The following is a 17,779-nucleotide window of genomic DNA, read 5'->3' as shown; positions in this document are numbered from 1 at the left end:
TTAAGGTCTATTATGCCACATCTCACGTTCTTCGAACAAATGTTCGTTATCGAAATCCTGAAAATAACAATTAATGTCTTAATTATTAGAAAATTCGCCCGGGAACAGCGTAGAGTGGAAAGAATCACAAAAGTAAACCTGATTTGAGAATAGCAAATTGTAAAGTTCCAATGGTTTATTTTTACGTTCCCAGTATGGCTTACTCTGACTTTCAGCATAATCCTCTAGGATGACACCTGCTGACGTTTAACCACTAAAGTTTTAACTTTTTAATTCATCATAAGTTTTAATTGTCGGTCTCAAACCAGTTCTAGTGGACGATTTCCACCTCACATCATTAGCGGGCAACTTCCTTTAAAGGGTCAATCAGTTGCCGCCAGGACGATGACAAGGTATGATGGTCATAGAGATTGGCACCGCTTCATCAGCTTCAAAGTACCAGCAGTGTCAGTCAAATGGACGTTTTACTAGTCTGTTAAGATGAGAAAACGTAACTACTAAAAAAGTGAGGTCATCACATGCAAACTGCACAGTTAAGCAATGGCGTCACCATCCCCGTTTTAGGGTTTGGGACGTATCAGATTGACAACCAAGATGTTCCGGAATCTCTGCAAACGGCATTAGATGCCGGGTACCGGCACTTTGATTGTGCCCACATCTACGGCAACGAAGCCGAAGTCGGGGCAGCCCTCAAAAAAGCTGACGTCGACCGCAAAGATTTATTTATCACGTCCAAGGTCTGGAATGCCGATCAAGGCTACGACAAGACGCTGGCCGCTTTTGACCAGACATTAAAGGACTTACAACTCGATTACTTGGACCTCTACCTGATTCACTGGCCCAATGAAAAGGACTTTGACTTAACGTTAGAGACTTGGCACGCCTTAGAAACCCTTTACGATCAAAAGAAGGTCCGGGCGATTGGCGTTTCGAACTTTTCCAAGGACCAGCTCCAACAACTCTTTGACGTCGCTAAGGTTAAGCCGATGGTCAACCAAATCGAACGACACCCTTACAAGGTTCAAGCCGACTTGGGCCAATTTGACCAGGATAACGACATCGTTAACGAAGGCTACTCCCCAATCGGTCATGGGCACATGATTCTGGAAGACGAGACCATCACGAAGATTGCTAAAGCCCACGAGAAAACACCGGCGCAAGTCGTCTTACGTTGGCAAGTCGACACCGGCTTCGTGGTCTTCCCGAAGTCTTCGAAGGCCGCTCGGGTCCGGGAAAACTTCGACATCTTTGATTTTGAACTAACCGCTGATGAAATCAAAGCCATCAACGCCTTAGACCAGGATAAGCACCTGAATTACGATTAATAAATTTGATTTAAAATGAAGCCCAAAATAACGCCCCCGACCTTAATTTGTCGGGGGCGTTTTATCTTGTCAAAAGGTATACCAGTTAGTGGCGGAAGTGCCAGTGACCGGTAAAGACTAAGGCGACGCCGTGTTTGTCGGCCATGGCGATGGAGTCTTTATCACGAATACTCCCACCAGGTTCGGCAATCACGTGAATTCCGTGTTCCGCAGCGTATTCGACGCAGTCATCCATGGGGAAAAAGGCGTCGGAGACCAAGACGCTATGGTCATAACCTGCTTTACCCTCGGCCTTAGTGACGGCAATCTTTAACGCGTCAATCCGATTCATCTGCCCGGGACCGACGCCGAGCGTTTGACTGGTGGTGTTGACCAGAATGGCGTTACTCTTAACGAATTTAATGGCCTTCAAGCCAAACTGAATCGCGGCGAGTTGTTCGGCTGTGGGTTGGGCCTGACTAGGGACGGTGAAGTTAGCCAGGTCATCAATCACGTGATCGCGTTCCTGCTGTAACAGACCGCCACGCACGCTCACGTATTCTGGGGCTTCCGGGTCCTTGGCGTGGGTGAAGTCGACCGTTAACAGACGTAGATTTTTCTTTTTGGCCAGAACAGCGTAGGCATCATCGTCAAAACCGGGGGCAATAATGATTTTTAAGAAAAGCTGGTGCATCTTTTGCGCCGTCGCCAAATCAACGGGCCGGTTCAACACGATGATGCCGCCAAAGATGGACATCGTGTCTCCGGCGTAGCATTTATCCCAAGCCGTTTCAAGGTCATCCGCCGAGCCCACACCACAGGGATTCATGTGCTTCAAGGCGATCACGGTTGGCCGGTCGAATTCGCGAATCAACCCCAGCGCCGCATCGGCGTCCTTTAAGTTGTTAAAGGAGAGCGGTTTCCCGTGGAGCTGCTTGGCTGCCGGAATGGAGAAGGGTACTGGGGAGGGGTCGCGAAAAAGCGTGGCGGCTTGTTGCGGGTTCTCCCCGTAGCGCAAGGACTGTTCTTTCTGGTAGGTCAAAGTTAGTTGGTCCGTCGCGCTATCATCATCAGTTAAGTAGGTCGCAATCAGCGCATCGTATTGGGCCGTGTGTTGGAAGGCCTTGGCAGCTAGCCGTTTCCGAAACGCGATGTCATCGTTATGGGTTTGTAACGCTTGACCGACCGGCTGATAATCGTCGGGGTCACAGACCACCAAGACGTCCGGGTAGTTCTTGGCCGCAGCCCGAATTAGTGACTGTCCGCCGATATCGATTTGTTCCACAGCTTCGGCGAGAGTGACGTCCGGGTCCTGAATGGTCTGGGCGAAGGGATATAGATTGACACAAACCAGGTCGATAGGGGTAATGTTGTGGTCTTTTAAGGTTTGTTGGTGCTCAACGTTGTCACGTTTCGCTAAAATTCCGCCGAAGACTAACGGATTCAGCGTTTTAACGCGGCCATCCAGCATTTCGGGAAAGTGCGTCACGGCTTCAATGGGTGTGACCGGGACGTTGGCGGCAGCTAAGACGGCCTGGGTGCCACCGGTGGAAACTAATTCAAAGTCTTGAGCCAGCAAGGTTCGGGCAAAATCGACTAATCCAGTTTTATCAGAAACGCTAAGTAACGCACGACGCATGAGAAATTCCTCCTATTATATAAGTAGTGATTAAGCACGGGGAAACAGCGGCAGGGGAGCCAAAAACTGAATATCGGTGCGAAAAGCGGCGGCGCCCTCGGCCAAGACCGCGACCTGACCGACAACTTGGGCGTTGACTTTAGCCATCAATGCTTGCGCAGCTTCCAAGGAGCCCCCGCTACTAATGACATCATCAACGATCACGACCCGGTGACCGGCTAAGCGCTGGGCATCGTCGCCATCCAGGACCAGCCGTTGGGGAGCACTGGTCGTAATTGCGCTGACGGGGACGGACAATGGAGAGCGCATGTAGTCTTTTTGTGACTTCCGCAGGACCACAAATTGTGAATGATTGGTCACCCGGCTCAATTCCTGGGCCAGGGGGATGCCCTTGCTTTCCATGGTCACTAAGTAGTCGAAGTCGGCGGGTAATTTGGTAGCTAACGCTTGCGCCGCATAATCGGTCAATTCGGCATCCCCCAATAAGACGAACGACGCGATGGCCAGTTCATCACTAATGGGAATAATCGGCAATTGTCGGGTCAACTTCCCGACGGTTAACGCATAAGTCTGTGGCATGTATTAGACCCCCAATCCAAGTAGTGGCAAGACGAATTTTAAAATGGCGCCGGTCAGGAGGCCGGTAAATGGATCAACAATGGCGGTAATCACCAGGGTAATGGCTGCGGCTGTGGTTCCCGTGCCGTGTAGCGCAATCGCCGCGTTTTCCGGGAAGATGACCACGACACCTAAAATCAATAGAAACCCGGCAATCGACGCGCTCGGAACGAATTTCCCTAACTTGGCCAACCACCCAAAGGCTAAAATGACGGCCATGATGAGCATCATCATGATACCCGCCACGACGGGTTCGGGGGCACTGGCGGTCGCCGAGATGATGGCTTCGACGGGCGCGCCACCTAACAGGCTGGTTCCCATGTCGGCAATGGCTTGTGTCCCGGTCAATAGGTTCAAGTTAACGGGGTTGGGCTTGATGCCGGTCATTTGTCCGGTGATCAACCCGTAAGAGATGTTGGCCCCAATGTTTAGGCAGGCCAGACTCAAGGCGCCGCGAACGACCCGAACGTTCACGGTTGGCTTGGTAAAAATGAAGCGGCGTGCCGTGACGTGTTCCGGTAGGTCGGCGTGGTAGTGTTGAATACCGACGGCGGCGAGGCTCGACCCCACAACCGAAATGGTGATGGTCCACACCAGATCCTTAGTGATGAGATAGATGATGACGGCTAGGGCAATGGAGATCCAGCCGGTGAGCTGTTGGTCTTTGGCTAACGAGAGGGCAATCTTAGCCAGCATGATGCCAACCCCCGCCATCATCCCTGCCATGATGCCGTTACCCAGGACGTCAACGATCTTCGTCAGGGTTCCGGTCAGGCCAATCACCAACATGATGACGGATCCGCCGAAGATGATCGACGTCCGTTCCCGCAAACTTCGGCCCAGTTTTCCGGTCAGAGCGAGCGACTCGGCTTGAAACGAGAGGGGCGCTACCGCCCCAAAGGCCCCGTTGACGGCCGAGGCAAAAATAAACGAAAACATCGTGGGAAAAATCGCAAATCCAAGGGACATGGCCATGATGCCTTGAGGAATCCCATTAAGCACGACCCCAATGGCGGACAGTAAGTCAGTTAACCAGTGCATATTCGCTTCCTCCTAATTTAAAGTTCGTCTTTAGTGAACATTATATTGTAAATAAATGGTAATTACTACATAAAATTATAAAAAAGCGAACTTTTTTGCAATTATAAATATAATTATAAGCAAAGTAGTCAATTTTGTATTAAGCTACCTGCTTGCAGATTTATAATCCATTTAATTTTATTTGTAAATAATGCGAAAATGTTGGGTATCAATGTTGTAGACCCCTGACATTGCCCTTGTTTGGGCAGGGGGCTTCTGCTAGATTTAACCTAAATTATTTGATAGGGGAATCAATACAAATGAAACAAAGGACCCACAATTCGCGTTCGAATTGCGGGTCCTTTGTTGTTGGAGCGGCACTAACTGCTTAGATCAATTCAATTGTTACGATACCAAAGATGATGGTCAGGATGCCCGAGACTTGTATTTTGTTGACTTTGTTGACTTCAGCACCTAACAGCCCCCAGTGGTCGATCACCAAACTAATTACGATTTGTCCCATCAGACCGAGGATAGTGGCCAAACTGATTCCAATTTGCGGGACCAGCAGGGCGGTGATCAAAATATTGATTCCGCCGATAACACCGCCCAAGAAATTCCAGGCGGGCGCCGGGGCAGCAACCAGGTAGCCCAGCTTTTTGAAATTACCTTGAACCAGGTTGATCACAAGCAAGATGAGCGTAGCAATCAGAAAAGTTAAGAATGCTGAATGGATCGGTGACTTTAACACGGTCCCCACGTGGCCGTTGATCGTTGATTCGGTGGCAAACGCGAAGCCGTCTAAGAGGGCGGTGATTTGCCAGATAAATTTCGAAGATTTGGTAGTGGAGCGTGGACGCGGCGTTTGCTTCGCCAAGATTCCCGGGAGCGCCAGCGTGATCATGATCCCAGCGATGATCAACACGATACCGGCTAGTTTGGCTAGTGTTAGCGGACTCGGTTGGGTATCCAACCAGCCGAAGTTATCGATGACCATGCTCATCAGGATTTGACCGACCATCGGGATGACGACCGTTTGGACACTGCCCAGAATGGGGAACAGAAAGATGTTCAGCGTTAAACAGAGCATGCCAATGATTCCGCCCAAATAGCCCCACCAGGGCAGCGCGCTCAGGGTGTCGTTGATGAGCGGCAGGTCTGCCTCCGTAACGAGGCTCAGAATGAACAAAAAGAGTGCCCCAATGATAAATGAGATTAAAGATGATAAGAACGGTGTTTTAACCCGATTGCCCAATTGCGAATTGATCGATGTTTGAAGGGGAATAAACCCACCCGTTGTGATTCCTAAAATGATAAAAAGTAACATGTAAGTCAACCATAAAATGATAAATATTAGCATAGCGGAAAAAACTGGTATCAGGAATTGCTTAACGAGTTAGTCTCGTATTAACTAATGGTTAATGTAAAAACCGCGATAATCATTATTAACGCGGTTGTGCTAAACTTGACGTTTAATTAAAAGGAAATTAGTATTGCGGTAACAACGCGTAATTCAGAGATGGAGGGGTTATTTATGTACGATGCCAAGTTAGCGACCTTTATCCAAGTGGTGCGTGCCGGTAGTTTCTCCAAGGCCGCAACGCAACTATTTATTTCGGCTGTTTCGATCATGAAACAAATGAATAGCCTTGAAGAGATGGTTGGTGTTAAGTTGTTGAACCGAAGCACACAGGGTGTGAGCTTAACCAAAGCCGGTAATTTCTTTTATGAATCAGTGAATAAATATATGACTGAAGCCGATCGGATTGTGGCCCGGACCCGCGACATTGCCCAGCGGGGACCTAAAACCATTAAAATTGGAACTTCGCTGCTGCGTTCGGCGCAACCGTTGATCAAAGTTTGGTCGGGGATGGCTGATTACACTGATTACCAAATTGATCTGGTTTCATTTGAAGATGATCCGCTTAGTATGCAGCGGATGTTTATAAATCTGGGAACTAAAATCGATTTTTTTGTTGGGCCGATGAATTCTGAACAAATCGAACATGGCCCATACCAGACCTATGAACTGTCAGAAACAAAATTATACTGGGGCGTGCCAATCAGTAACGGTTTGGCGACTAAGCAGCGGTTGACTTTTGATGACCTGCAGTCTGAAAAGGTCATCTTGGTCAAACGCGGCCTGTCACCACGGCTGGACACGCTGCGTGACCGGCTGGAAGCGCACCATATTACCGTGATCGATAGTGATGATTTTTATGATATTAATACGTTTAATATTTGCAGCCAGAATAATTACATTATGGAAACTCTGGGAATTTGGCAGGATGCTTACGCCCCAATCAAAGCAGTCGCGATGGATGCAACATATCAAATGCCTTACGGGATCGTTTATTCACAACGCGCCACTGCTGCGGTACAACAGTTTATTGAACTGATTGGGGCGGAATATCGGCGGCAACGGCCGGCATTAACGTCAGGTTAACGTGACGCTAATCAAGCGATTATTCTGTTTTTTAGTCAGTTTGAGTAAAATGAATTCATCAGTTAGAAAGGAAGTTAAACGATGGATTATTTTGAATTGAATAACGGGGTAAAAGTCCCGGCGCTTGGGTTTGGAACGTATCAGATGGCGCCTGCCGTCACGGAGCAAAACGTGGCGGCGGCCATCCGTTTGGGATACCGGAGTATTGATACCGCCCAGAATTATGGCAATGAAGCCGAAGTCGGTGCGGCGGTGAAGGCGAGTACAGTGGCCCGCGAAGACTTGTTTATCACCTCTAAAACGCAAACTTCCGGCTATCGGAGCACGCTGCGTGGAATTGATGAATCGCTGCGGACGGCGCAGTTAGACTATTTGGACCTCATGCTCATTCACTGGCCAACAATCGACAATTCCGGTACGTATCGCGCGTTGGTGGAAGCTTACCAGGCCGGTAAATTGCGGGCTATTGGCGTTAGCAACTTTAATAGTTCAAAATTACAAGAGCTAATGGCCTATGCTGAAGTTAAGCCGATGGTCGATCAGATTGAGACCCATATTTATTGGCAACAAAACAAGATGCACCGCTTTTTGGCGCAGCATCATATTCTGCATGAATCTTGGGCCCCCCTGGGCGAAGGGCTGAGTTCGGTGCTAACGGATCCGGCAATCGTCCGGATCGCAACGGAACATCACAAAGCGACTGCCCAGGTTATTTTGCGTTTTCTGACTCAACAGGGCATCATGGTGATTCCCAAATCGATTAATCAGCAACATATCGCTGATAATTTGAATGTTTTTGATTTTAAATTAAATGATCAGGAAGTTCAGACTATCCAAAATTTGGATCAGGGACATTCGGACATCGGTTGGCCCGTTTCCATGGAGCAAGAAGCTTATTGATCGCGGTGCACAGTCAACGAGCGTTGATGAAGAATTTTAAGCGGGAACCAATTCATTTACGGATTGGTTCCCGCTTTTTGATTTTAATAGTACGTTCGCGATTGTTGGGTATGACCGGCGGTGAAGCGAAGCACCGAGTTAAAAAGCCTAAATATTAATTATCAAAGCGTGTGGGTATAATAATATTTGTAATGAAAAATAAACACATGCTACTTGACGTGCATGCGCAGTGTAAAGAGGAGTTAATAATTAAACGAGTGTCGAAGAAAAATCAATGCAATGAAAAAAAGGTCATGTCTGGCGAATTTTATGACAATATGGACGCGGGTTCAGCGAATCAATGAATTTAACTAAATTGCGGAGACCACGTCCGGTCTGCGTCAGCGCGACCCATTTCTTCGGGCCGCCCTTGGGACTTATTCCGACGGGCTGTCCGTTCTTCCACCGATTTGCGCTAATTTTGGCTTGGTCAACGTTCACGTTGGCAAGGACGTTTTTATTAATTTTGATAATAAATTTGTGGATGACGGGGAAATCTTTATTGGTGATCATACGATGATTGGTCCCAACTGTACCTTTGCAACGGCTTCTCACCCGGTGTCACGGGCTTCAATTTAATAAAACGATTCATATTGGCGATAATGTCTGGATTGGCAGCGGTGTGACGGTGCTGCCGGGAATTACGATCGGTGAAAATTCAATCATTTAAATTAAGTTAGAACTGCTCATTAAAAATACCCCCACTAAATTAACTTAGTGGGGGTATTTTTAATTTAGTTTGATAGTTTAGAGTTTCTTCAATCCCTTACGTTGTTCGTCATCAATCATGTGCGTGTACAATGATTGCTCAACTGCAGACTTATCAATGGTCAAAAATAAGCGGCTTCGCATGACAATAAATTTTATATTTTTCCCATAATTCTATTTACATATCGTAAATTATGAATATAATAGAACTATGGAAATTAATACAAAGTTGTTTTCGGTCCTATCTAACCAGACTCGGCTCGATATTCTACAATGGCTCAAGAATCCAGAAAAGGAGATTACTTCGGTATCGTGTGAAACTGTACGGTTCATGATGCGGGAAAAGGGAGGAATTTGTGTGACCGACATCGTTAAACGTGCCGGTTTGGCCCAATCAACTGTTTCTAAATACTTAAGTGATTTGCAAAACTGTGGGTTGTTGATTTCGGAACGGCACGGGAAGTGGACCTACTACCGACGGAACGACAAGCATATTCATGAGTTAGCACAGTACGTGGCAGAGGAATTGTAAGAAATTCCTTTTTATTTCCACTTAAGTATCGTTAATTTTCGATTTATAAATATAAATGGAGGCTTTAGTATGACGGAGAATTTGCGTCTGGTGTTGCCACAATGGCCGGGCGGGATGAACGCTAATTATCAAATGGGAGCTAAAATTCTGGAGGCCTTGGTACCCGAAAGTTCTCAAACGGAAACCTTGCACATCCCGGTCGATCAAACGGCAGTTACCGATAATGACCGTATCGACGGTGAAACAAGCCTGTTACGACAAATGCAAACGACCGCTGACACGTTACGGATCAAACAACCCCAGCGAGTCATCACCCTCGGGGGCGATTGTTCAATTTCGGAAGCGCCCTTTGATTACCTGCACGGCAAATATCCCGATGATTTGGGTATCATCTGGTTAGATGCGCATCCCGATGCCTCTGATCCGGACACTTCGCACCATATTCACGAAATGGTCGTAGCTAATTTGATGCAAAAAGGGGCGGCCAAATTTAACCAGCAGGTCCGACACCCATTTACCCCTAAACAAGTCTTGTTTGCCGGGTTACAAACGCAAGCGTTACGCCCAATGGACCATCTAGTTTCTGATTTACAGATGGCAGTACTCACGCCCGCAGACTTGGCAACGACTAGTGATCGCCTCTTAGCCTGGTTTACGGCAGCCGGCATCAAGCACGTGGCCCTTCACTTAGACCTAGACGTCTTAGACCCGGACGATTTTCGGTCTGTTTTACCGGCAGAGCCCGGGTTAGACCGACAAAAATTTGGCGCAGCTATTGGGTCGATGAAGTTGGCAACGGTTAGCCGGGTGCTCCAAGATGTGAGTGCCCACGCCGAGCTAGTTGGGCTATCGATTGCTGAACACATGCCGTGGGACGCCATTAATTTGCATAATGAACTCCAAAAACTAGCCATTTTTAAGTAAACACGACTAAATAAATGCCAGATGGCATTTATTTTTTCATCTAATATATTCATATTTAGCGATATATAAATCTAAGGAGGAACCTAAATGAACCCCATTACGAAAATCTTACAAACAACGTACCCGTTGATTCAAGCTCCAATGTCTTGGTTGACCAATGCTAAATTTGTTGCTGCGGTTAGCGATGCCGGTGGTTTAGGTGTCCTGGGCCCTAACGCTGGTCAGCAAACGAATGCCAGAGACCCGCATGAAGTGGCTGAACGCATGCGGGCAGAAATCAAGCAGGTCCAAAATCTCACTTCAAAATCATTTGGCTTAAATATTTTAACGCCAAACGACGGTAAAAGCTTGGCCGATACTACTTATACGCGTGAAATCCTCAAGGTCGCTTTTGCCGAGGGCGTGAAATATTTCGTTGTAGTCGGTACAGCCCACCAAGAATTATTTCAACTCATCAAAGCGCATCAGGGAATCATCATCTTTCGGCCCTTAACACCAACAGTTGCGCAAATGCAGTTAGGGGAACGTTACGGGGCAGATATCGCGGTCGCCACCGGCTCAGACGAAGGCGGGGTATTACCGAAACAAGATTTTGGAACGTTCACCGTTGTTCCAACCATGGTCGATGCCGTCAACATCCCCGTATTAGCTGCTGGTGGCATCAATGATCGCCGCGGTGTTAAAGCGGCCCTTGCTTTGGGTGCACGGGGCGTTTACATTGGGAGTCGTTTCTTAATGACGACCGAGTCGCCGATGAGTCCCGTGGCTAAAAAAATGGTTGCGACGGCAACGCACCACAACCTTTTTCGGGTATCTCCCACGCAACGTTCGCTGGACACACGGCCAGCGAAAAAATATGCTCAAGTCCAACTGGCTACGCCCAAAGACAACGATTTGGATCATCAAATCAGCGTTAATGGGGGCGTACGTCCGGGGATGCTTCAAGGGGATTTTCAAACGGGTATCGTGAGTGTGAATACTGGTGTCGATACGCTTAAAAAGGTATTACCGGTTAAAACCCTCATCCAATCCTTAATGGAGGCATAAGCGAGTTGTTACTGAGGCTCAGTTAAATTTATTTTGGACAAATCAGGTGAACTTATTTCTGAAAACACCGCCCCTGCTGAATTTGCGTAAATTTCAGCAGGGGCGGTGTTTGTTTTTTCTGAAGACAACGCTGTATCGCCTAAAGTTTCTTCAATCCCTTACGTTGTTCGTCATCAATCATGTGCGTGTATAAACCCGTTGCAGTTGTCGAGTTTTGCCCCAGCTGGGTGGCGACTAATTGCTCATTCTTCGTTGCCAGATACAATTTTGAAGCCAAAGTATGCCGCAACTTATGGGGCGTGATGCGGACTTTGAAGGCACTCGAATACTTGGCGACCATTTTTTCGATGGAATTAGCCTGCATCCGGGAGGCCTGGCCGCGATAAATGGTCAAAAACAAGGCCCGGTCACTGGCCGTTGCGTGATAAAGTGTGGGACGTTGCTCAACGTAAGCCTGAATATAGGGCATGGTCCAGGGGGCAATCGGCACGGTATCGCGTTGGCCCCCTTTGCGCACGACCCCAATCGTAGCGGTCTTTAAGTTCAATTGGCGCAAATCCGCGTTGGCCGCTTCGGATACCCGCAGGCCACTGCCGAGTAAGAGGGCGTTGATGGCGAGGTCCCGGCGCTTATCGCGTTTAAAATACCGCCGTTGGGCCGGTGTCAGGCCTTGTTCGTACTTATGATCGATGAAGTCGAGGTAGTCGTGATCCGTATTGCCCAGCATCAACTTGGTCTTGAGGTTCGCCGCCCGGGTGGCATAAGTTTCATTTGTCCGTACCAGCGCAATCTTATGCATCACGTTACGGTCAAAGTAGGCTTCACCGTGCTCATCTTCAGTGTCTTCGGTCAGATACTTGAAGAGCGAAGATAACGCGTTCAACGAGCGGTTGATAGTGGGGTGAGACCGACTGCCCCGCGCACCGGTCAGTTTTGTTTGGTTCAATAGGGCGGACTTGTAGAGTTCCACCGTTTCCTTTTTCAAATGGGCCAATAGGTCGAGGGAAATCTCGGTCGGCTGCGTCGCCGTGGTGAGGCCCTCGCTAATCAACCAGTTAAAGAAGCGCCGAAATTCGGTCAGGTACTGATACAACGTCGCCGGGGACAGGGGAATCGTCGATTTAGCCTGATAGTATTCCTGGACGAACCAGGGCGCTTGGGCGAGTTCTTCGTCGATGAGTTTTAAATAGTGTTGCTTTTCCATAAACAGGGCCTCCAAACAGACGTTCTTGACTTTAGCTTAGCATATTTGCCGGGAGAAGACGACTGTTTAACTGGGGGTAAAATGTCTTGTTTAAATTAAACAGGAACTAATTTAGCCATTTTAGACTCATCAATGGTGTCCTTATCAGCGTTAAAATGATTCTAGCCCATGCTATACTTAACGAGTGTGACTTTGCCCATACTTTAATTCGACTTTTTATAGACTAGTCGTTGGTGTGCAGCTACTCGAACCAGGTTCAGCGTAATACCCAGACCAATTAAGACGAGTAGTGCCATCCCCAGTGATTCAAAATGGTAAGCTGAAAGTAACCCGTTGTGTGAAAATAACGTTGCAAGCGTTGCTAGTCCCGTAACGCCACCAAGTTGCAACATGATGTTAATTAGACCGGAACCGATACCGGCTGCTGAGGGCGATAATCCGGTTACGGCTAAGGTGGTCACGGGACTTAAAATCCAGCCTTGGCCGTAGCCAATCAGAACCATCGGGAGGGCAACGGTTACCCAATAGTTTCCACCGGGATGAATGCCTAGTAAGCCCAGGAAACCAATCAAGCCAATCATCAGTCCCCATAAAAGTGGTTGGCGATTACCATACCGACAGGTTAAATGATCCACCTGGTGAGCAGACCAGAAATTAACCAACGTCATGGGCAAAAATGAGGCTCCAACTAAAATTGGATTCAGGTGGTATAACGTTTGGAGAATCCGGGGAGTGAAAAACCAGAAGCTAGTAATTGCCGCCGAATAAACGAATCGAATCAAATAGGCTTGAGTACGGGAGGCATTATTTAAAATAGCCACTGGAATTAATGTTTGGGGGCTACTTATTTCGTGATGGGCAAAGCCTCCCAGCAGTAGCAGACCAATCAGTAGGGAAAGTAGCCGATTGCCATAGCCGTTAATTCCGTTAATCAGGCCCACAATACCTAAAAACGAAAGGGCAACTCCCGACCAATCGAGGGTGCGTCGTTGCCGACTTGACGCTGGCAGATAACGCTGGGTTAACCAAATTAAGCCTAGGGTGATGGGTAAATTAATAAAAAAGCCAGCACGCCATGACCATAAAGTTGTGATGCCCGCGCCGATAATGAGGCCGAGACTAACCCCAATGCCAGACATTGCCCCATAAACGGCAATTGCGTGGTCCCGTTGAGAACCTTGATAATTATCCATAATAATAGCTAAGGTGGCGGGCGCAATGATGGCGGCCCCAACTCCCTGGACAGCGCGGGCTAAAATGAGCATGAACATACTGGTTGCTAAGCCCACGGTCAGTGAACTGATTCCGAAAATCAGGAGCCCCGTGATAAAAATTGGCTTTCGGCCCCATAAGTCACCTAAGCGTCCACCCAGAAGGAGGAGGCTGCCAAAGGTGAGGCCGTAAGCATTGCTGATCCAGGTCGCTTGATTCGTCGTCATCGCAAAAGAACGGCCGATTTCGTTGGAGCAGGTAAAGACGAGGGATGTGTCTACCAGAATAATGAAATAGGCCAGCAGGAAAATTAACATGATAAAATCAAAGTGTTTCAAACGCATCGTTTAAACGCCATCTTTCTTAACTAATAAGTAGTCTTAGTTTAAAACCAGTGAAATCGGTTGGGAAGAAAGCTTTTGTTAAGGCGAATTAAGGGATGGTTAATGGAGGAATGGCAATGTTAGATATGATGAGTTTGGCGATTTTTGAATTGGTCGTGACTAATGGGAGTTTTACGCAAGCTGCTGCTCACGGTTATTTAACGCCCCCGGCCGTCAAACGACGGATTGAAGAGCTAGAAAAGCAGATTGGGGTGACTCTGTTTTTAAGGACCGCCCAGGGTGTGCAACTAACGGCAGCGGGAAAATTACTCCATCAACAGGCGCCCGCCTTGATTAATCACAGTGAAAGTCTCCTGAAACAGGTTCAGCATTATACGGGAAGTCAAGCTAAAGTGATTCGGATTGGAACGTCCACGTTGAATCCGGCTAGTCGTCAATCTGCCTTGTGGGCCGAAGTTAGTCGTCAGCTACCAGATTATCGGTTTCAATTCATTCCGTTGGAGACCCTGAACATGGGATTTCCGATGCTGTATCAGCACTTAGGTGAACAGGTTGATCTGTTAGTTGGTCCTTCAGGCTTTCAGCAAACACCCTCGCATATTCATTTTTACCAACTGGCAACGGCTAAGCTGACCTTGACTATGTGCCAGACCGATGCTTTGGCTCGTCAGGCCGTGATTCAGCCGGATGATTTGGTCGGAACTAAGTTGGCCTTAATTCCCCAATATGAATCAAATGCGATTGATCAGGTTTACGACTATTTGGCCCAAGCCCAGATCAAATTTACGGCTATGGCGGCCGATGCCCACTATACGATTGAGACGTTTAATCGGGATATTTTACCGAATCAGCCTTTATTGACCCTCGATTGTTGGCCGGCAATTTTACCCGGGACAGTCACGCGGCCGTTAAATCTCCCCGTCAGCATTCCTTACGGTATCATGGCGCCGTTAAAATTAACGCCAGCCATGGTTAAGCTGACAAACGTGGTACAGCAAATCATCGATAATTAAATAACCCTGGTTTGTACGACTCTGGTTTGGGGATGCACTATGGGTATCGTCTTAATCCGACCGACCCATGCTATAATTAATGAATATGGCCTACCTGCGTTTATCTTTAGCGTTGACGACTAAAATGACAGATAAAATTGAATTTAATTTTGACTTAACGGAGGAATGACATGGTACTCAACTCAGCATCAACTGGCCTCGTAAAACTAGCCAGGTCCGTTCATCAACAACTTAGTCACTACCGCGTCCAACAGATTCAAGCGGTACTGACGCTATTAGATGAGGGCAACACAGTTCCCTTTATTGCCCGTTACCGCAAGGAGCGGACCGGGACCCTCGACGAAGTGGCGATTCGTGAAATCGAAGACGAGGCCCACCGGCTGCAAAAATTGAACCAGCGGCGCCAGGATGTCCTGAAGCTCATCCAAGAACAGGGAAAATTAACGGCACCCCTCAAGCAGCAATTGGCTCAGGCAACCGTCCTGCAACAGGTCGAGGACCTTTACCTGCCGTACAAACAAAAGCGGCGGACCAAGGCCACGGTCGCCCGTTAAGCCGGATTAACGCCACTAGCCCAGTGGTTATTGACGTTTCCTGCTGGGGACCTCGACACGAAAGCGGCAACGTTTATCGCGGCGGACAAGGATTTACCCAATCTCCCGGCAGTTTGGGCCGGAGTCCACGAAATCTTGGCCGAAACCTTCAGTGAGCAGGCGGCCTTTCGGGAATGGATTCGCCGGTACACCTGGCAACACGGTGACCTAACCAGTAAGCTCAAACGCGGGGCCCAAGCCCTCGATGAGCAGCAGGTCTACGCGACTTACTATGACTTTAGTCAGGCCTTGAAACAGCTCCCGCCATACCGGATTCTCGCCATTAACCGAGGGGAACGGGAAAAAGTGTTATCGGTCGGGATTGCGGTCGATGACCCATCGATTCTACAATATGGTCATTTTCGCTTAGTCGGGCAGCACCAGGGACCGGCCGTGGCGAAAATCACGGCCGCGTTCGCCGACGCTTACAAGCGTTTCTTAGGCCCGGCCATTGAACGGGAACTCCGTCGGCATTTAACTGAGCAAGCCAACAATCACGCCATTCAGGTCTTCGGCAATAATTTATACCACCTGTTGATGCAGGCGCCTTTGAAGGGGAAAGTTGTCATGGGCTTTGACCCGGCATACCGGACCGGGTGTAAGCTCGCCATCATGGATGCCAACGGGCGTTTTTTAGCCAAACAGGTTATTTATCCTCACAAGCCGGCTAGTGGCAAGCAACGAGCGGCGGCTGGACCCGAATTTAAACGGTTGCTAGAACAGTACCACGTGGAAATGATCGCCATTGGTAACGGGACCGCGAGCCGCGAATCCGAGGAATTTGTCAGTGAGATTTTAAAAACGTTAGATCATCCCGTCTACTACGTCATCGTCAACGAAGCGGGGGCATCGGTCTACTCGGCCAGCGCTAACGCCCGGCAGAATTTGCGGACCTCCACGTCGAAGAACGCTCGGCCATTAGTATTGGCCGCCGGTTACAGGATCCGCTGGCGGAACTCATCAAGGTTGACCCCAAAGCCATTGGTGTCGGTCAGTACCAACATGACGTGCCCGAAAAGGCGCTGGATGCGCAACTAGACCGGGTAGTTGAAACGGCGGTCAATCAAGTGGGGGTCAACGTTAATACCGCTAGTCCCGAACTTCTAACCCACATTTCTGGGTTAACCACGACCACGGTGCAAAACATCGTGACGTTTCGCAACGACCACGGGGCTTTCGCCAACCGGCAGACGTTAAAGGCCGTCCCGCGGCTGGGACCTAAGGCGTACCAACAAGCGGTCGGCTTCTTACGTATCATCGACGGTAGTGAGCCCTTGGATAACACGGATATTCATCCGGAAAGCTATGTGGTCGCGCGACAACTCCTTAAGGAAATGGGGACCACGACTAAAGCGTTGGGAACGGCCGACTTACAACAACAGGTCCGTCAATTGAACACGGCTAAGTGGGCGCAACAATTAGACATTGGGACGGCCACCTTAACGGATATTTTAGCGGGGCTGAGTAAACCCGGACGCGATTTGCGTGATAGTATGCCCGCTCCGTTATTACGCCAGGACGTGCTGACCATAGCGGATTTAAAACCCGGTATGGAGCTACAAGGCACCGTCCGTAACGTCGTTGATTTCGGCGCCTTCGTGGACATTGGCGTCAAACAAGATGGGCTGGTCCACATTTCACAGTTAGCCGACCACTATGTTAGTGATCCTAACGCCGAAGTGGCGATTGGGGATGTGGTGACCGTCTGGGTCTTAAGCGTGGACGAACAACGGAACCGGATTCAACTCACTATGCGCCAACGCCCACAAGATTAAACACACTTTTAGTTAAAATTCCCATGATGTCAATCATGGGATGGGGGAGCCTGAGACTGTAACAGAATTAGCCTCTTAAACCATGCCAAAGACTAATTAAGCTCACCCTAGATCAAGGTTATTAATGAGTACAATCTGTTATAGAACCTAAAAAATTGCTAACCTCTCGTTAAAGTGCCTCCCCTAAGTTGGCGTAAATCCAAACTTAGAGGGGGCATTTTAACGAATTAGATGACCAGTTATTCGCGTTACACGACTAAATAATTTCTATATTTTAATGATGTGTTTACCCGCTTTGTTCTGACACCTGCGTTATAATTAAATTTGTAGGGGGTTAATATAAATGAAAAAAATAATTTGGGGTGTTTTGGCGGCTGCTTGTGCACTATTATTAGGACTTGGGACACAGTCTGCTAACGCTGCGTCAAAATATACAGTTGTTAAACAAAAATGGAATTTAA

The 17,779-nt window shown here is 48.3% G+C and carries 14 protein-coding genes and 1 pseudogene; 9 read left to right on the top strand and 6 right to left on the bottom strand.

The genetic code is table 11. The annotated features are described in order from the left end of the window. Window positions 1-518 precede the first annotated feature (518 nt). Complete coding sequence (locus tag DXH47_RS06085) at window positions 519-1,325, top strand: aldo/keto reductase (RefSeq protein ID WP_129032476.1); 807 nt, start codon at window positions 519-521, stop codon at window positions 1,323-1,325. 85 nt (window positions 1,326-1,410) lie between these two features. Here DXH47_RS06085 and purH read toward each other — a convergent pair whose 3' ends face one another. From purH to DXH47_RS06065, 4 genes are all read right to left on the bottom strand, one after another. After that, window positions 1,411-2,943, bottom strand: a complete 1,533-nt coding sequence (gene purH / locus DXH47_RS06080; protein WP_129032475.1) for a bifunctional phosphoribosylaminoimidazolecarboxamide formyltransferase/IMP cyclohydrolase — start codon at window positions 2,941-2,943, stop codon at window positions 1,411-1,413. A 30-nt stretch (window positions 2,944-2,973) separates the two neighbouring features. Continuing rightward, entirely contained in the window at window positions 2,974-3,522 is a 549-nt protein-coding gene (locus DXH47_RS06075; RefSeq protein ID WP_129032474.1) for a phosphoribosyltransferase family protein, read from the bottom strand. Window positions 3,523-3,525: 3 nt separating this feature from the next. Beyond that, a complete protein-coding gene (locus tag DXH47_RS06070; protein ID WP_129032473.1) occupies window positions 3,526-4,602 on the bottom strand; it encodes an NCS2 family permease in 1,077 nt (358 codons plus the stop codon). A 367-nt stretch (window positions 4,603-4,969) separates the two neighbouring features. Beyond that, a complete protein-coding gene (locus DXH47_RS06065) occupies window positions 4,970-5,908 on the bottom strand; it encodes a DMT family transporter (protein WP_170954970.1) in 939 nt (312 codons plus the stop codon). A 207-nt stretch (window positions 5,909-6,115) separates the two neighbouring features. Between DXH47_RS06065 and DXH47_RS06060 the strand changes: the two genes are divergently transcribed. The 6 genes from DXH47_RS06060 to DXH47_RS06035 all read left to right on the top strand — a co-directional run bounded on the left by DXH47_RS06060 (window position 6,116) and on the right by DXH47_RS06035 (window position 11,177). After that, window positions 6,116-7,027 carry a LysR family transcriptional regulator gene (locus DXH47_RS06060; RefSeq protein ID WP_170954969.1) on the top strand — a complete coding sequence of 304 codons (912 nt, stop codon included), beginning with the start codon at window positions 6,116-6,118 and terminating at the stop codon, window positions 7,025-7,027. An 81-nt stretch (window positions 7,028-7,108) separates the two neighbouring features. Continuing rightward, window positions 7,109-7,927 (top strand): aldo/keto reductase, encoded by an 819-nt coding sequence (locus DXH47_RS06055; protein ID WP_129032470.1) that lies wholly within the window; start codon window positions 7,109-7,111, stop codon window positions 7,925-7,927. Between the two features lie 661 nt (window positions 7,928-8,588). Continuing rightward, entirely contained in the window at window positions 8,589-8,636 is a 48-nt protein-coding gene (locus DXH47_RS12085; protein ID WP_404820012.1) for a hypothetical protein, read from the top strand. A 249-nt stretch (window positions 8,637-8,885) separates the two neighbouring features. Beyond that, the gene (locus DXH47_RS06045; RefSeq protein WP_129032468.1) at window positions 8,886-9,206 is read left to right on the top strand and encodes an ArsR/SmtB family transcription factor; all 321 of its coding nucleotides are present in this window, start codon (window positions 8,886-8,888) and stop codon (window positions 9,204-9,206) included. Between the two features lie 69 nt (window positions 9,207-9,275). Then, the gene (locus tag DXH47_RS06040; protein WP_129032467.1) at window positions 9,276-10,130 is read left to right on the top strand and encodes an arginase family protein; all 855 of its coding nucleotides are present in this window, start codon (window positions 9,276-9,278) and stop codon (window positions 10,128-10,130) included. An 87-nt stretch (window positions 10,131-10,217) separates the two neighbouring features. Then, complete coding sequence (locus DXH47_RS06035) at window positions 10,218-11,177, top strand: nitronate monooxygenase (RefSeq protein WP_129032466.1); 960 nt, start codon at window positions 10,218-10,220, stop codon at window positions 11,175-11,177. Between the two features lie 139 nt (window positions 11,178-11,316). On the opposite strand, the gene xerS is transcribed toward DXH47_RS06035, so the two are convergent. Together xerS and DXH47_RS06025 are read right to left on the bottom strand one after the other, a co-directional pair. Continuing rightward, the gene (gene xerS / locus DXH47_RS06030; RefSeq protein ID WP_129032465.1) at window positions 11,317-12,381 is read right to left on the bottom strand and encodes a tyrosine recombinase XerS; all 1,065 of its coding nucleotides are present in this window, start codon (window positions 12,379-12,381) and stop codon (window positions 11,317-11,319) included. A 203-nt stretch (window positions 12,382-12,584) separates the two neighbouring features. Then, window positions 12,585-13,937, bottom strand: coding sequence for an MFS transporter (locus DXH47_RS06025; RefSeq protein ID WP_129032464.1), 1,353 nt, complete (start codon window positions 13,935-13,937; stop codon window positions 12,585-12,587). A 116-nt stretch (window positions 13,938-14,053) separates the two neighbouring features. Here DXH47_RS06025 and DXH47_RS06020 point away from each other — a divergent pair, with 116 nt between their 5' ends. Both DXH47_RS06020 and DXH47_RS06015 read left to right on the top strand, forming a co-directional pair. Beyond that, window positions 14,054-14,950, top strand: a complete 897-nt coding sequence (locus DXH47_RS06020; protein WP_170954968.1) for a LysR family transcriptional regulator — start codon at window positions 14,054-14,056, stop codon at window positions 14,948-14,950. 170 nt (window positions 14,951-15,120) lie between these two features. Beyond that, a pseudogene (locus tag DXH47_RS06015) lies at window positions 15,121-17,318 on the top strand (Tex family protein). Window positions 17,319-17,779 lie beyond the last annotated feature (461 nt).

Source organism: Levilactobacillus suantsaii (assembly GCF_004115745.1).
Classification (GTDB): Bacteria; Bacillota; Bacilli; order Lactobacillales; family Lactobacillaceae; genus Levilactobacillus; species Levilactobacillus suantsaii.
This window is presented reverse-complemented; position numbering and strand designations above follow the sequence as displayed.

Excerpts from the sequence above, each read along its gene's own strand:
- DXH47_RS06085 (WP_129032476.1), top strand. The coding sequence starts at position 519 with ATGCAAACTGCACAGTTAAGCAATGGCGTCACCATCCCCGTTTTAGGG.
- DXH47_RS06045 (WP_129032468.1), top strand. The coding sequence starts at position 8,886 with ATGGAAATTAATACAAAGTTGTTTTCGGTCCTATCTAACCAGACTCGG.
- DXH47_RS06025 (WP_129032464.1), bottom strand. The coding sequence starts at position 13,937 with ATGCGTTTGAAACACTTTGATTTTATCATGTTAATTTTCCTGCTGGCC.
- DXH47_RS06020 (WP_170954968.1), top strand. The coding sequence starts at position 14,054 with ATGTTAGATATGATGAGTTTGGCGATTTTTGAATTGGTCGTGACTAAT.
- DXH47_RS06060 (WP_170954969.1), top strand. The coding sequence starts at position 6,116 with ATGTACGATGCCAAGTTAGCGACCTTTATCCAAGTGGTGCGTGCCGGT.
- DXH47_RS06075 (WP_129032474.1), bottom strand. The coding sequence starts at position 3,522 with ATGCCACAGACTTATGCGTTAACCGTCGGGAAGTTGACCCGACAATTG.
- DXH47_RS06055 (WP_129032470.1), top strand. The coding sequence starts at position 7,109 with ATGGATTATTTTGAATTGAATAACGGGGTAAAAGTCCCGGCGCTTGGG.
- DXH47_RS06065 (WP_170954970.1), bottom strand. The coding sequence starts at position 5,908 with ATGTTACTTTTTATCATTTTAGGAATCACAACGGGTGGGTTTATTCCC.
- xerS (WP_129032465.1), bottom strand. The coding sequence starts at position 12,381 with ATGGAAAAGCAACACTATTTAAAACTCATCGACGAAGAACTCGCCCAA.
- DXH47_RS06070 (WP_129032473.1), bottom strand. The coding sequence starts at position 4,602 with ATGCACTGGTTAACTGACTTACTGTCCGCCATTGGGGTCGTGCTTAAT.
- DXH47_RS06040 (WP_129032467.1), top strand. The coding sequence starts at position 9,276 with ATGACGGAGAATTTGCGTCTGGTGTTGCCACAATGGCCGGGCGGGATG.
- DXH47_RS06035 (WP_129032466.1), top strand. The coding sequence starts at position 10,218 with ATGAACCCCATTACGAAAATCTTACAAACAACGTACCCGTTGATTCAA.
- purH (WP_129032475.1), bottom strand. The coding sequence starts at position 2,943 with ATGCGTCGTGCGTTACTTAGCGTTTCTGATAAAACTGGATTAGTCGAT.